The following is a 14964-nucleotide window of genomic DNA, read 5'->3' as shown; positions in this document are numbered from 1 at the left end:
AGCTGATATAAAAAAAGCCAGGCAGTACTGCCTGGCTTTTTTTATGGGAAACGGTAACGAGCTTAGTTCGTGCCGCCGGTAGTACCGGTACCATTAGCCTTCTTCTCAGGATTGGCAGCGCTCGACTGCATCTGCATCGGGTTGGGTACCGCTTGCTGCTGCTGCTGAAACAACTCGAAGCGCGACGGAGCTAGTTTGCGGGGGAAGCTATTGTTGCTCACGTCGGTATCAGCGGTTTGCAGGTAAGGGTCGAGGGAGAAAGCCACCACGGGCTTTTCCGTGATGAAGACCTTCGTTACTACTTCGTTGTTCTTGCGCCAAATTTCGGCCGGAATGTTCACCAGCTCCTGTTTGCCGTCCTCGTAGGTCATCTGCACGATGACGGGCATTAGGAGGCCACCTAGGTTGCGCAGGTTCACTTCATAGAATTGCAAGCCGTTGTTGAGACGCTTCTGCTGCTCGGGGCTCAACGTCTGAATGTACTTCTGGTACCGAGCACGGTCGGCGTCGGTTGTGGCAGTAGGATCGTACGTGTTGTAGAAGTCCTTTAGCTCAGGCTTATCATCCACCAGCGTCTTCTGCAGATCGGTGAGGTTGCGCTGCTGGGTAATGGTTTTAGGCGCCGCGTTGATCATCTCCCGCTTGCGGGCATTCTCAATCTCGGGGTTTTTCGAATCCACGGTATACCACTTCACGCCCTCGATGCTGAGGTCAGTGTGGTCGGTACCGTAGAACCAGCCGCGCCAGAACCAGTCGAGGTCCACGCCCGAGGCATCTTCCATGGTGCGGAAGAAGTCAGCCGGCTCAGGGTGCTTGTAGGCCCAGCGGCGGGCGTATTCTTTGAAGGCGTAGTCGAACAGCTGACGACCCATCACCGTTTCGCGCAGCACGTTCAGCGCGGTAGCAGGTTTGCCGTAGGCGTTGTTGCCTAGCTGCAACACCGATTCCGAGTTGGTCATGATCGGGTTCTGCAAGCTCTTATCCATGCTCATGTAGGGCACGATGTTCTTCGGCTCGCCGCGGCGCGATGGATAGTCGCGCTGCCATTCTTGCTCCGTCAAAAACTGCACGAAGCTGTTCAAGCCCTCATCCATCCAAGTCCACTGGCGCTCATCGGAGTTGATGATCATGGGGAAGAAGTTGTGGCCGACTTCGTGGATAATCACCGAAATCATTCCGTATTTCCGCTCCGCCGAATAGGTGCCGTCCTTCTCGGGGCGGCCACCGTTAAAGCAAATCATAGGGTACTCCATGCCGCCCACGGGCCCGTGCACCGAAATGGCAACCGGGTACTCGTAAGGAATCGTGAATTTCGAGTAGGTTTTAATGGTGTGAGCCACTACCTGCGTCGAGTACTGACCCCACAGTGGGTTGCCCTCCTTGGGATAGTAGCTCATGCACATCACGTCTTTGCCGTTCTGCTTGACACCGAGGGCATCCCAGATAAACTTGCGCGAGCTGCACCACGCAAAGTCGCGGACATTTTCGGCCGCAAATGTCCAGGTTTTAGTGCCTTTGGCGCGGCTTCCCTCGGCCTTCACTGCCTCAGGTTGCTCTACAACCAACACGGGCTTCGTTGCCGTTTTGGCTTGCTGTAAACGCTTGCGCTGCGCGGCCGACAGTACTTGATCGGGGTTCACCAACACGCCAGTGGCACCCACCACGTGGTCGGCGGGGGCAGTAATGCTCACACGGTAATCGCCGAAAGGCAGCGTAAACTCGCCCTGACCTAGGAACTGCTTCTGCTGCCAGCCCTGGTTATCAGAGTACACGGCCATGCGCGGGTAGAACTGCGCAATTTCGTAGAGATAGTTCTTGTCCTCGGGGAAGTATTCGTAGCCCGAACGCTCACTGATTTTGAGTTGGTCGTTGATGTTGTAGTGCCACGCTACGCTGAACGTCACCGACTGCTTCGGCCGCAAAGGCGTGGGCAGGTCGATGCGCATCATGGTGTGGTTGATGGTGTGCGGCAGGTCTTTGCCACCCTTCATCTTCACCGATTCAATCTTGAACCCGCCGTCGAAGTCCGACTTCATCAGGTAGTCCATGGCCTGAAACGACATCTTCTCCTGTACCTGCGCGATCTGCGTGGCGGTGGTCATGGAGTTCTTATCCAGGATGTTCTGATCGAGCTGTACCCACAGATACGTCAGCACATCGGGCGAGAGGTTCGTGTAGGTGATGTCCTCCGAGCCAGTAATGGCCTGCTTCTCGTCGTCGAGCTTCACGCGGATGTTGTAGTCGGCGCGCTGCTGCCAGTAAGCGTGACCAGGGGCACCGCTGGCTGTGCGGTACTCGTTGGGCGTCGGCAACTCCGTGCCGAGCTGCGCAAACTTATCCGTGCCGGAGTTGGTGGTTTGGGCCCGCAACGGCATAGTAGCCAGCCCGAGGGCGCCAGCCACTAAAAGTAAGTGTTTCAGCATATTAAGAAGATGTTTCGAGACAGCGTAAAAACAAATATACAAAAGCCAGCTCCATAACGTGCTTACAGACAAGCCCTAAAAAGGCAAGTTGCACGAAGAAGCTAGGACACGTCATCTTTCCTTATCAAACACCCAGCAAGAGCACCACAGCGATGCCCGCCGCCGCGCTGCTCACCGCCAGGATCCAGTCGCGGCGCGCTACCCGGAAGACTTGTAACATGGTAAACCCCACCAGCAGAATGATCAGCACAATAAGCAGCTGACCAAATTCAACCCCTAGGTTGAACGCCAACAGCTCTAGTACGGGGCGGCTCTGGCGGCCAAGCAGCTCGCGTAGGTAGCTCGAAAATCCTAGCCCATGAATCAGTCCGAAGACGGCGGCCAGCAAGTTGGGCAGCGCCAACACAACCGACCCCTGACGCCAGGAACTGCGGTCGAGGCGGCGGGAATCTTCGCGGCCAGTCTGCCGCATGTTCAGCACGCACGTCAGCAGGATGGTAATCGGAATCAGGGTTTCAATTACCTGAACATCGTACTTTACAAAACCTAGGGTAGCCAGCGCTAGGGTCAGGCTGTGCCCCACGGTGAAGCTGGTTACCAGGGCTATCACTCGTCGCCAATCGGTTAGCACGTAAGGCGCACAAAGGGCCAGCAGGAAGACGAGATGATCGTAGGCCTGCAGGTTGAAGATGTGGAAAAACCCGAGTTTGAGGTAAGTCTGAAAAACGGAAGCCATGCCCTAAAGCTAGGCATCTCTGCAAACTTCCTTTCGAAGCTCGACTATCCCAAGAGAACCGGTGAGTAAGAACGAAGACGGAGTATTTCGCTCAGAAGTAGCCATAATATGATAGCAAACGGGCCGCTGGTTACTTACCAGCGGCCCGTTTGTCTGTTCCATCAACCCAAATTTATTCCCGCACAATCCGGCGGACATCGGTGCCGCCTTGGCTTTGTGCCCGCAGCATGTACACGCCCGAAGCTAGCTTGCCCAGCGGCAGCACTTTTTGCGTTTGACCAGCTTTAACTTTTGTTGAGAAGATCTGCTGGCCCAAGGCATTGCACAAGGTTAGAGTTACGTCTTGGGCGTAACCACCTAGCTCCACGGTTAAGTTGCCCTCGTGGGTAGGGTTCGGATAAACGTGGAACGAGGTGCCAGCAAGCGGCTTGTTTGCCGCCGTCACGTTAAGCCGCTCTCCCTTAAAATGCACGTCCTTGAGCAAGGAGTAACGGCCGGCGCTGGTCGTGCCCGCCGAGAAATAGAGCCGTACCGTGAGCTTCTGGCCTGTGCTAATGGTGAGCCCAGTAGTGCTGTTCAATGGGTAGCGAAAGGTAGTGGTCACGCCATTGGTTTGGTTGGCCAGCACCAACGGACTAGCAAAGGTGCCTAGTCCGGTACTGCTATTGAGGCTGCCAACCGGCCCTCGGCCGCCTGTCAGCTCTGTAGAATCGGAGACGAAGCCACTGCGCGAAACTAGGACGGCCAAGCGACCGTTGGCTGTACCGTAAAAACCAGCCGTGAACACCAATGAATCGACTCGGATAGAGGTGCTGTTGGGCGAAGTAGTCAAGGTGAACTCCTCATAATACCGGCGGTTAGGGTTGCTGCTAGGGTTCGGTACCCACGTGCCATCACCGTTTGCCGACGCGCCCAGCGCCTGACCAAATGCCTTCGAGTAAGCCTTGATTGCTGGTACCGTCGTGCCATTCGAAACGTAAAAATTACGCAACGTGGAGCTGCTCGCAATTACACTTGTGCTGCGGACAGCTGCGCTATCTTGGTTATTCACTTTCAGAGGCCACCATTGCAAGGGCACTGATACGGGCTGTGGCGTATTCACCTTCGTGCCATTCACGGCTACATTGACGGGAGCAGCCCCCGTGCTCGTGTGCACGATGTTGCCGCCGTACGTGCCCGCCGCCGAGGCATTCAGGCGTACGCTAATAGTGGTGCTAGCTAGGGTATTGTTCGCTTGGGAGAGGACGAGCGGAGTGGCCGAGTTATACCACGTTGTGCCGCCGTTCGCCGACACTTCATAGCTAGGCGGTGGCGTAATGGTCACGCTGCCTAGGAGGTTTACGCCCGCCAGCACGTACGTCTGCGGGGCGGAAGGCCCGTTGCTGTACTGCGCAAAGGTAATAGTGCCACCTGTAATGTTGATGGTCGGCACACTCGATACCTCAATAGTGGGAGTAGTGTGCGTAGCTAGGCCCGCTTTGGAAGCACGCAAGTAATAGTAGTAGATATTACCAGCGGCAGGTAGCGCATCGGTTGCCTGGAAGTTGTAGGTCGAGTCATTCTGGGCTGTGGCTTCGTATATTTTATTGAAGGTCACATTATCCGTCGAGCGAAACAGCTCATACTTGATCTGACTCATGGCCCAGCTAATATTCCAGTCGAGCGTAGCCTGCGTAGCGCCTTTGGTAGCCCGGAAGTTCGATACCGCAATGTCGGGCGTGTTCAGGGTAGTGCAGAAGCCTGCGACTACCGTGCACGGGTCCCAAGTACCAAACAGCTTGGCCTTCACGTACTGAGCTGTATCAGCACTCGTCAGTTGCTTCGACCAAGTCACGCGCTGGTTCACGGGTACCAGTTTGCCATTGAAGTAGCGCGTCTGGTACTCGGCGTAGGTGATCTTCGTTACATCGGTGCCAGCATCCCAGGTGACCCAGCCGGCTGGTAGAATCTGATTGGCGCCGATGGTCGTCTTCAGGAACACAACTTTGTTTTCGGCTAGTGGTGATGAGCCAGTGGAATTTTGCCAGGGCCGACCTAGGTAGTACTGCGTGCCACCAGTGTTCGACGGAATTTTGGTGTTCCGAAATACATACCCGTAGGTCTGACCGGGCGGGGTATTCGCGGCCGTGATAAAGGAGCTGCCCGCTGTCGTGCGCGTCTTCGCATAAATCACGCAGTTGTCGAACAGCGCAATAGCGTTGCCGAATATAAAGTCCACGTTGCCGTCGATGTAGCAATCCTTGAAGTACTGCCGACCGTTGCCGTAGTTGAGCAGCGTGTCTTGGTTGCCCTGGAACCGGCAATTCTTAAAAGCGGCCCGATCAGCGTACAAGCTCACTGCTACTGCCTGCGAACCGTCGCCGAAGGAGTTAACGAACGTGATATTCAGCGCCGAAAAGTCGGTGGCATTCACCGTCACGCTGCCTGAGCCGCCAGTACCTAGGGTGCCACCGGAGCCGTTCGGGGTGTTGGCGTTGTCGTTCCAGGTAAGGATGGTATTGGCCACACTTTCACCGATCAGTTGCACGAAAGGCTTATTAGCTGGCACCGTCACCTTCTCCTGGTAAATACCATTCTTGATAAAGATGGTATAGACCGATGTGCGGCCGGTGGGTACAGCATCAATGGCGGCCTGCACCGTTTTGTAGTTGCCGCTTCCGTCTTTCGCCACCACTAAGTCGTAGGCGAAAAGCGGCGAGTAGAACGCTGAGCCAAGCAGCAACAAGACAAGGAGAAACCAACGCTTGTTGGTGGGCAGGGCCGCACGGTAAGTAGAATGTGGAACCATAGTGTTTGGTTTTGGTGGGATTGAGGTTGGAAAGGCATATTAACGGGGTTTGTAGCTGATAAGACGCCTGCTGACTAGATAATTTGTGCAATCGTTGCCGGGAACGATTGCAAGCGTCTATTTACGTTCTTCTTGCTAGTTCATGCTTCAGGTATTTAGCTGTAATTCTGCTATATACTTCTTACAAAAAGCCCCACTGCCAATGAATGACAGTGGGGCTTTTTTGCAGTGTGGGATAAGCGCTAGGAGCAAAGCCTAGCTTAGAACTTGGTCTTTACGATATCGAACTGCGTGGCAGTGCTTTGGTAAGGGTAAAGCACGTACGCGTCCGAAATGCTACGGCGGGTAATGGTGGTGGGGCTAGTTGCGCCCGTCGCAAAGCTGCCCGTGGCATTAGCCGTAGCCCACGAGTCGTTGCTGGATAAGCGGAGCACGGTGCTCTGCGAACCAGATACTAGTAGCAACGTCTTCGCATTCAGGAGCAAGAGGCCGTCGGCGCCTACAACGCTCTGGTTGCTCGTCACACGCGTGAAGTTTTTAGGAGCATTGATGGGTATTTTGAACAACACGCCTTCCGTTGTTTTGGCTGCAATCAGGTAGCCATCGGGATGGTAGACGATGCCATTAAGTCCAAAACCAGTAGCAGCACCTAGCTGCGCATCTTCCAGAAAGATAGAGGCGTTGCCTTGCGTATCAACTTTGTAAATGATCGGTGAGAAGCTATCAGTTACGTAAGCGTTGCCTTCAATGTCTACGGCTATGTCATTCGCGAAATGGCGCTGATCGGGCCGGAGCGCACTTAGGTTAACGTAACTAACCAAGTTGCCATTGTTCGAGTTGAAAATCGCTAAGGCGGCTAGCTTATTCAGGGTGGCAGGCGACGTACGCGTTGCGTTAGACCCGTTATCAGACACGGCAGCTAGCAAGCGATGCCGAACAGGGTCGATGTTCAAGCCGATGGTGGAAATCAGCCGTGAGTCGTCGCCGAACACGGTGTAGGTGCCGTCGTCTTCCACGGCTCCTATCCGGCCCAGGCGGCGTGAACTCACCAAAAAGTGCTGGTTCAACTCGTCGTATTGTACACCCTCCGGAAAGACGCCAGGTTGCGCAACAGTGACTTTATCGGGGGTAAATGGGTTAGGCAGCGTGCCGTCTTCCGAGCAAGAAGCCAGGAAAGAAGACGTGCCAATCGCCAGCGCGGCTAGTGAGAAGAAACGGCGAAAAGCAATCCGGGTGGATTGTCGAGGAAAGAAGAGGTTGGGCATACTGGGTAGGATGAAGGTGTAGTGGTTGGAGAACTAGAATGCAATTTTACTATACGAACCCGAGCAAGGTACGATCCGCTTGAGACACAATTATATACGCAGTTAGAAAAAGCTAGGTAAGCTGAACAGCTTTCCCCAAGGAAGTTGTCCCGTGGCTGCAAGAGCAAGACACAAGAACATGCAAGCTAAACTTGGGACGAATTATTGCTACAGAGCCATCATTTTTTGCTATAAATATTCTTTTTCTACTCCTATCATATGATAAAAGCACTACTTATCGGTGGCTTGCTAAGCATGGGTGTTGGTACTGCACTAGGCCAAACTACTTCTGGTAATCTGAAGTCCGAGACCTTCAAGCAGCATCTACGTGCTCAATATCTGAATAATGATACTGCGCAGGCTATTATTAATTTGTATAGCCGGCGGCAGGCGGGTGGTGCCAGCTGGATCTTTTCGTCGGCGTTGGTTGCGGCCCGAGTGGCCACTGCTTCCAATAGCACGACAGTCAACAACGCGTATGTAGTGCAAGACAACAGCAGCAACGGTGCAGCTGCCGCCTTGGTGCTGGTTCCGTTTGCTGCCTACGGCCTAGGCAAGATGCTGCACTACAGCAACGGTAACCTAGAAAAGACGCTCACGACCTATGCTGCTGGTCATCCCTTGGCACGTAGCACGCGCCGAAAGCTGAAGCGCCGGTTTTTTACCCAACCGATCATTCAATATAAATCAGTTGACTATAAGCCTGCTAAGTAAATAGCTCTAGTATTTATGCGTAAGTCTTTTTGCTTGCTATTGGTGCTAGTGCTGTTTGGGACTACACTCCTTGCTCAGTCTACTAATGCTAGCTTGCCCGCAGCGCCACCCACAGCATCTGCCGACTCTGGAGCAGTGCTGTTGTTCAACGGTTGGTATTTGCCGCGCTACCAACCCAAAGCTGCGGAAGCCGACACAACGGGTGCGCTGCTCTCGATGTTTCGTCGCCGCCGAGTGGCTGGCTATGCCTTCACGATTCCCTTTATCGTGGGTATGTCGCTCGCATTGCCCATCTCCTCGACCGATAGCTACGGCCGGACCACGGTTGCGTCGGAGGCTATATCGCCGCCCCTAGGTATTGCGGTGCTAGCAGGTACGTTCGCCGGATTTATTGTGCATGCCAATACCTACAACAAAAAACACTTGCTTGCCGTGGACCACGCCTACGCAGCGGGTAAACCAATTCCGGCCAAGTATCGGCGCGGCTTAAAGCAACAGCACTTCGCGGAAGCCGCCTACCTACGAGAGGCGCTACGCCAGCAAATGCAGCGTGAGCAGTTACAAACGAGCAATACCTCTAAGTAATTTGTAGGTAACTAGCTGCCATGAAGGCGCACAAAAAAGCTCTCCTAGCGTATTGCTAAGGGAGCTTTTTTGTGCGCCTTCCATATATTGAGTGCGGTGATCAGCTAAGCTAGATCTTTGATACAATAAGTGCGTTCTGTATAAGTTGAGTATTGGTAAAACCTTACAAATTATACCCTTATGAAGAATGTTAGTTTGTTTGCAGTTATGTTGTTCACGGCTAGCAGCGCCAGCTTTGCACAGCCGGCAACCGCTACTATGCCCACGCTAGCGGTGAGCTCCACTACGGTGCTAGCGTCCACCAAACCGTTATCGGATAGCATGCGGCAGGTGGTGCACAAGATATTCAAACGGGGCCGCCTGTATAGTACCGTAGGAGCTGTTGCTGGCGCAACTGTGTTCGGCAGCAGCTTTAGGCTACATCATAGGTGGGCGCAGCGACTGGACGACCGGAGTGGATCTTACGATGGGCGCTAGCGCAGCTTCTTTCAGTGTGGCAAACATGATTCAATTTAACCGCCGTCACGAGCGGGAGGTACTAGTTGCCTTAGAACGAGGGGAGCCATTATCAGAGTTTGTGCGCAATTGGCTACCCTTGCTCGGTAAGCGTAATGAGAAGAAGTTGTTAAGTAGTAAGGCCAATTGATAAGTTTTAGCTCGAAACAGAACAGCCTCGCTAACCTAGGTTAGTGAGGCTGTTTGATTTTAGTGCTGACCCATAAGATGGTAAGTCAAGCTGAATAAAAAAGCGCTTACGGAGGACATCTGTAACTATGATTTTGTCGTCTCGTTCTGCTTCTAAAAGTGCTGCTGAGACGTAGAACTGCTGTATTCGTTGTTTGTAAATTAGACTTTTGGCTGTGAAGTCGTTGTTTTTTTATTGGAGAACTGAACTTGTCCTTTGCTCTAACAATCTATGAAAGTGAGTGACGATGAAAATCAATTTACTATTAGCTCTGCTACTACTTGCTGCGTCGCTTTCCGCGCAGAATATCACCCCAACAGGCAACAGTAATGCAACTGATTTATTCCCTGCTGTTCAAATACAAAAAGCAGATACGACACAAGCAATTCGTCGTCTGTTTCAGAACCGCCGGCGAGGCGGTAGGTTCTTTGCGGTATACAGTGGGCTAGGCGTAGGAGGAATAAGCTATGCAGCGGCGCAGCCAGTAACCGAATCCGCTACTACTTGGCTACCCTACACCGCAGCCAACAAACGGCAAGTTGTGATCATTCTTACGGTAGAAACATTGCCGCTACTGGTCGTCGGAATTGAAAAGCTAAGTAGGTTCAGTCGAAAGAAGAAGCGCTCATTCGCCGGTACGAAGCAGGTGAGCCATTAGCTCCCAAAATTCGGCGACGATTACGGCCCAAGTACTTTCGCCCTTGGCCTAAGCCATAGATAGAAAAGCCCCGCCGACCTAGGTCAGCGGGGCTTTTACATTTACCAATCAACTACAAAAAACGTAGCTCTTACAATCCTGGAATCTGCACGTCCACGTTCTCGAAGCGTACCTGGCCATCTTGCAGCACGGCTTCTACCACCGCATCCTTGCTCACGCGACCTGAGAGAATGTCTTTTGACAACTCGTTCAGAATCACGCGCTGCAACACGCGCTTCAGCGGACGAGCACCGAACTGCGGATCGAAGCCTTGCTCACCTAGGTAGTCGAGCACCTCGTCGGTGGCTTCCAAGCGGATGCCGGCTTCTTCCAGGCGCTGCTGAATCTGGCGGAACTGGATATCCACGATGCGGCGGATTTCCTTGCGCTTGAGCGGCTGGAACATGATGATTTCATCAATCCGGTTCAGGAACTCAGGGCGCATATGCTGCTTGAGGCGGTCGATTACCTCCTCGCGGGTCCGGTCCACTACTTCATCATGGTTATATTCATTCAGCTCTTTAAAATTCTTCTGAATGATGTCGGCTCCGGTGTTAGAGGTCATGATGATGATGGTGTTCTTGAAGTTCGCCACCCGGCCTTTGTTGTCGGTGAGGCGACCATCATCCAGCACTTGGAGCAGGATGTTGAACACATCAGGGTGCGCTTTCTCAATCTCGTCGAGTAAGATCACCGAGTATGGCTTGCGGCGCACGGCTTCCGTTAGCTGACCACCTTCGTCGTAGCCCACGTATCCGGGAGGTGCCCCGATGAGGCGCGATACGGCATGACGCTCCTGGTACTCACTCATGTCGATGCGCACCATGGCGTTTTCGTCGTTGAACAAGTACTCAGCCAGGGCCTTAGCTAGCTCCGTCTTACCAACCCCAGTGGTGCCGAGGAAGATGAACGAACCAATCGGGCGACGTGGGTCTTGCAGACCGGCCCGCGAACGACGCACAGCATCCGAAATAGCCGCAATGGCTTCCGACTGACCGGCTACGCGCTTACCTAGCTCACCTTCTAGGTTCAGGAGTTTCTCCCGGTCGCTGGCGAGCATCTTGCTCACGGGAATGCCAGTCCACTTGGCTACCACTTCGGCAATGTCCTCTTGGGTCACCACCTCTTGCAGCATCGAGCCACCGTCTTTGTTTTCGCTGGCTTGAGTTTGCAGCTCCTTCAGCTTGGCTTCGGCTTCTTGGATCTTGCCGTAGCGCAGCTCAGCCACGCGGCCATAGTCGCCTTGGCGTTCGGCTTGCTCGGCTTCCACCTTGAAGCGGTCAATGCTTTCCTTTACCGTCTGGATGTTGGTCAGCACGTCCTTTTCGCCCTGCCACCTAGCTTTCAAGTCGTCGCGCTTGGTAGCTAGCTCCGCAATTTCCTTGCTGAGCACGGCTTCCCGGTCGCGATTATCTTCGCGGCGGATGGCTTCGCGCTCAATCTCCAGCTGCATAATGCGGCGCTGCACTTCGTCGAGCTCCACGGGCATGGAGTTCAGTTCGATGCGCAGTTTTGCTGCCGCCTCGTCCATCAAGTCGATGGCTTTGTCGGGCAGGAAGCGGTCGGTGATATAGCGCGAGCTGAGTTCAACGGCGGCAATTACGGCATCATCCGTAATACGCACGCCGTGGTGCAGCTCGTACTTCTCCTTGATACCGCGCATGATGCTGATGGCGTCCTCAATGGTCGGCTCATCTACCATCACGGCCTGGAAACGACGCTCCAGCGCCTTGTCCTTCTCGATGTACTTCTGATACTCCTTCAGCGTGGTCGCACCAATGGAGTGCAACTCGCCGCGGGCTAAGGCAGGCTTGAGCAGGTTGGCCGCGTCCATAGCGCCCTCGCCGCCCGCACCAGCCCCAATCAGGGTGTGCATCTCGTCGATGAACAGAATGATCTGGCCTTCCGAGTCCGTTACTTCTTTGATGACGGATTTGAGGCGTTCCTCAAACTCGCCTTTGTATTTAGCACCGGCAATCAGCAAGCCCATATCTAGGCTCATGATCACCTTGTCTTTCAGGTTTTCAGGCACGTCGCCGGCCACGATGCGCTGGGCGAGGCCTTCCACAATGGCGGTCTTACCAACGCCGGGCTCACCGAGTAGCACCGGGTTGTTCTTGGTGCGGCGCGACAAGATTTGCAGCACCCGACGAATCTCTTCATCGCGGCCGATTACCGGGTCCATTTTGCCGGTTTTCACTTGCTCGTTCAAGTTACGAGCATAGCGGTTCAGGCTCTGGTACTGGTCTTCGGCGGTTTGGCTGGTCACTTTGCGGCCCCCGCGTAGCTCTTTGATGGCGGCTTTCAGCTCTTTTTCCGAGAAGCCCGCATCCTTCATTAGCGTAGCGGTGCTATCCTTACCGCTGAGCAGACCTAGCAGCAGGTGTTCCACCGACACAAGTTCATCGTCAAATTCTTTTAGGTAGTTCGTAGCCCGCTGCAAAGCCGAGTTGGCTTCGTTCGACAGGTACGGCGACCCACCGCTCACCTTCGGATAACCGTTTACTACGGCATCCAGGCGGGTATTTAGCAGGTTCTGGTTCGCACCTAGCTTCTTGGTGAGGAAGCTAACTACGTTCTCGTCCGATTGCAGAATTCCCTTCAACAGGTGGCCCGTCTCGATGGCCTGCTGCTGGTTGGCGCCGGCAATTTCGGTGGCCTTCTGCACAGCCTCCTGCGCCTTGATGGTATAGTTATTAAAGTTCATTTTGCTTCGTCGTTGGTAGATACCTCGGGTTAAGAAGTTCTACGGGGGACATAGCAAACGGGGTGCAAAACGTGTTTTTATGACGTTTTGGCTGTTTTTAGCTTTTCTGTCTTTGTTATATCTGACTTTTTGACCATTTGTTTTATTGATTTTGCTGAATTATTGAAAGTAGAGTTTAATAGCTGTCCTAGTTCTTGGGCACGTTGTAGAATAGCATCTTTTGTCCATTCTGTATAATTAACTATGCTCTTACTAATAATGATTTCTGATTTTTTGTAATAATTGTCTCTCTTGTTCTTAAAACTTGAGTTAGCAGCGGCATCATTGAGCTTAGCCTGTAAAACAGTTAGATTGCCAAAGTGATAAGTGTAAGGCTTTAGCTCCGATATATTATTCCATGAATCTACAGTAGGTTTCTGTGGGAAAATATGTTCTACATTACTATTGCTGACTGCAAATTCACCTGTGATAGATTGTTGTTTATTTATAATATTCTTTAATATCCAAAGCGCAGCAGTATTGTTGACGCTGATTGAGCTCTCATTTTGTAAAGAAGATAATACTGCATCATCGCTGATATTCAATGCAGAAAGATAGTCATTGACCTGAGACAAAATTTGGCTTTCATTCTTGCCTTCTCTACCAAGTGTTGTTAGCTTTTTTGCGGATTCATAAAGAATTTCTTCAACAATAGTGGGATTATAGTTAATAATATAAGTTCTCGTGCATATTGTTGATAAAGTATTTGTTATTTTAATAAAATTCTTATCAGAAAGATGTCTCTTGGCAGACAAAAGAATAGGTAAAGTATATCCCATACCTAACGCCTTTGTTATTCCATATACATTCGATATTGATCCTTCTGGTATATCTTTTTGATCTAAAAGATTTATATAGGTTGTGGAATCGCTAAGGCATCTATCACTGAACTCTTGACTAGATACTTTATTCTCTTCTATGTACAATTTTAATGCTTTGTATAATGTCTTATTCTTTAGATCACCAAATTCTGATATCCATACATGTCTAAGAAACCTGTTTATGTCTTTTCTTCCAAAATTCTCTATAATCTCGTTCCAGCTTTGTCTAATGTGAGGTCTCTGCGCAGAGTTGGCTTTTTGCAATAGTAAGTTTATGAGCAGATCTACAGTAGATAAACTCATGCCTCTATCATTGAGTGTCTCAAAAATGTGATATGCGTCTTCGTCGTTGCTGACTTCTATCGATACCATTTGCATGCCCTTTGTGCACCAATTCTTTAATGATGATAACTTCTTTATGGCCTCTTCTTTAGTCAAGCTATCGATTAGTTGTCCTACATAGTCATTTATTAGTTTATTGCCATCATGAATTAATTTGTGTGATTTTAGTTGTACTTCTACATGAAGAGGTGGATCAGATTGTATTGTTCTTCTAAAGTATTCGCCATCGAGCTCCCCTAACGTTAAGCTATATATTATATTTTCTTCATTCTCGTCCTCATTCTCCTTAGTTATATAGTCTCTATGGATATCTCTTGCAAGGTTATGGCCCTTGTCATTCTGTAATGATCTTGCTTTATTCCTTATTGCACACAAAAGCATTGTTATAGTAGCAAGTCTCTGTTGGCCATCAAGTATTTTAATATCTTCTTCTCCACTAGTAACAACTATAGAACCTAAAAAATATGTTGCTGCTGTAGGAGCTTGCTGATACTCTTTCCCGAAAGCAATTGTATCTTCCCAAAAAGCACCTATTTGTTGTTTTTCCCAACTAAAGCCGCGTTGAAATGCCGGTACGACAAGCCTTTTTCTTTCACTTTTGGTAAATAGTTCTGCAATCCCTTTAGCATGAGGGGTGAATGGCTTGCTCATAGATTAGATCCTTAAAAGCAGTGATATACTTGTGTGGTCGGCCTGATTTATAATCCGGGCGTTGTGAGTCTATTGCTAACAGAAGCAAGATAGCGCGGTTCTACATGAGTTGCTAGGCCAACTCATGAATTGCAAACCTAGCCGGGCTCGGCCGAACGTTGAGTACATATTCTCACTTGCATCAATCAAGCTATGACCATTGATCTGCGCGGCATCAGCAGCAAACCAGCCTTTCACGAGCTAGTTAAGCGCGAGCTAGGTTTTCCGGAGTGGTATGGAGTTGGGTGGGCAAGTTGGGATGCCTTCTGGGACTGCATTGTGGCGGTGGTGCAAATGCCGCAGCAGCTGACGTTCATCAACTGGGAGGAATTTGCGGAGACGTGCCCCAAGGACATGGGCATCTTGCGGCAAGTGATAAAGGACTACGAAGAGTACCGGCCAGCTTACCGCATGAGCCTAGCTTGATGACAAG

Annotated in this window: 10 protein-coding genes; 4 read left to right on the top strand and 6 right to left on the bottom strand. The window is 51.5% G+C overall.

Going from position 1 to position 14964, the window contains the following annotated elements; translation table 11 throughout:
- Positions 1-62 precede the first annotated feature (62 nt).
- The 4 genes from SD425_RS23150 to SD425_RS23135 all read right to left on the bottom strand — a co-directional run bounded on the left by SD425_RS23150 (position 63) and on the right by SD425_RS23135 (position 7212).
- Entirely contained in the window at positions 63-2423 is a 2361-nt protein-coding gene (locus SD425_RS23150; protein ID WP_324672748.1) for a M1 family metallopeptidase, read from the bottom strand.
- 124 nt (positions 2424-2547) lie between these two features.
- Complete coding sequence (locus SD425_RS23145; protein ID WP_324672746.1) at positions 2548-3159, bottom strand: HupE/UreJ family protein; 612 nt, start codon at positions 3157-3159, stop codon at positions 2548-2550.
- Between the two features lie 172 nt (positions 3160-3331).
- Positions 3332-5947, bottom strand: a complete 2616-nt coding sequence (locus tag SD425_RS23140; RefSeq protein WP_324672744.1) for a pectinesterase family protein — start codon at positions 5945-5947, stop codon at positions 3332-3334.
- A gap of 260 nt (positions 5948-6207) precedes the next feature.
- On the bottom strand, positions 6208-7212 hold the full coding sequence (locus SD425_RS23135) for a hypothetical protein (protein ID WP_324672742.1): 1005 nt from the start codon (positions 7210-7212) through the stop codon (positions 6208-6210).
- Between the two features lie 258 nt (positions 7213-7470).
- Here SD425_RS23135 and SD425_RS23130 point away from each other — a divergent pair, with 258 nt between their 5' ends.
- The 3 genes from SD425_RS23130 to SD425_RS23120 all read left to right on the top strand — a co-directional run bounded on the left by SD425_RS23130 (position 7471) and on the right by SD425_RS23120 (position 9893).
- Positions 7471-7965, top strand: coding sequence for a hypothetical protein (locus SD425_RS23130; RefSeq protein ID WP_324672739.1), 495 nt, complete (start codon positions 7471-7473; stop codon positions 7963-7965).
- Between the two features lie 15 nt (positions 7966-7980).
- The gene (locus SD425_RS23125; RefSeq protein WP_324672737.1) at positions 7981-8550 is read left to right on the top strand and encodes a hypothetical protein; all 570 of its coding nucleotides are present in this window, start codon (positions 7981-7983) and stop codon (positions 8548-8550) included.
- A gap of 932 nt (positions 8551-9482) precedes the next feature.
- On the top strand, positions 9483-9893 hold the full coding sequence (locus tag SD425_RS23120) for a hypothetical protein (RefSeq protein ID WP_324672735.1): 411 nt from the start codon (positions 9483-9485) through the stop codon (positions 9891-9893).
- Between the two features lie 130 nt (positions 9894-10023).
- Here the strand turns inward: SD425_RS23120 and clpB are convergent, their stop codons facing one another.
- Positions 10024-12639 (bottom strand): ATP-dependent chaperone ClpB, encoded by a 2616-nt coding sequence (clpB, locus tag SD425_RS23115; RefSeq protein ID WP_324672733.1) that lies wholly within the window; start codon positions 12637-12639, stop codon positions 10024-10026.
- 77 nt (positions 12640-12716) lie between these two features.
- A complete protein-coding gene (locus SD425_RS23110; protein ID WP_324672731.1) occupies positions 12717-14492 on the bottom strand; it encodes a DUF262 domain-containing HNH endonuclease family protein in 1776 nt (591 codons plus the stop codon).
- 192 nt (positions 14493-14684) lie between these two features.
- On the opposite strand from SD425_RS23110, the gene SD425_RS23105 reads away from it, so the two are divergent.
- Positions 14685-14957 (top strand): barstar family protein, encoded by a 273-nt coding sequence (locus tag SD425_RS23105; RefSeq protein WP_324672729.1) that lies wholly within the window; start codon positions 14685-14687, stop codon positions 14955-14957.
- Positions 14958-14964 lie beyond the last annotated feature (7 nt).

This window comes from Hymenobacter sp. GOD-10R (assembly GCF_035609205.1).
Lineage (GTDB): Bacteria > Bacteroidota > Bacteroidia > Cytophagales > Hymenobacteraceae > Hymenobacter.
This window is presented reverse-complemented; position numbering and strand designations above follow the sequence as displayed.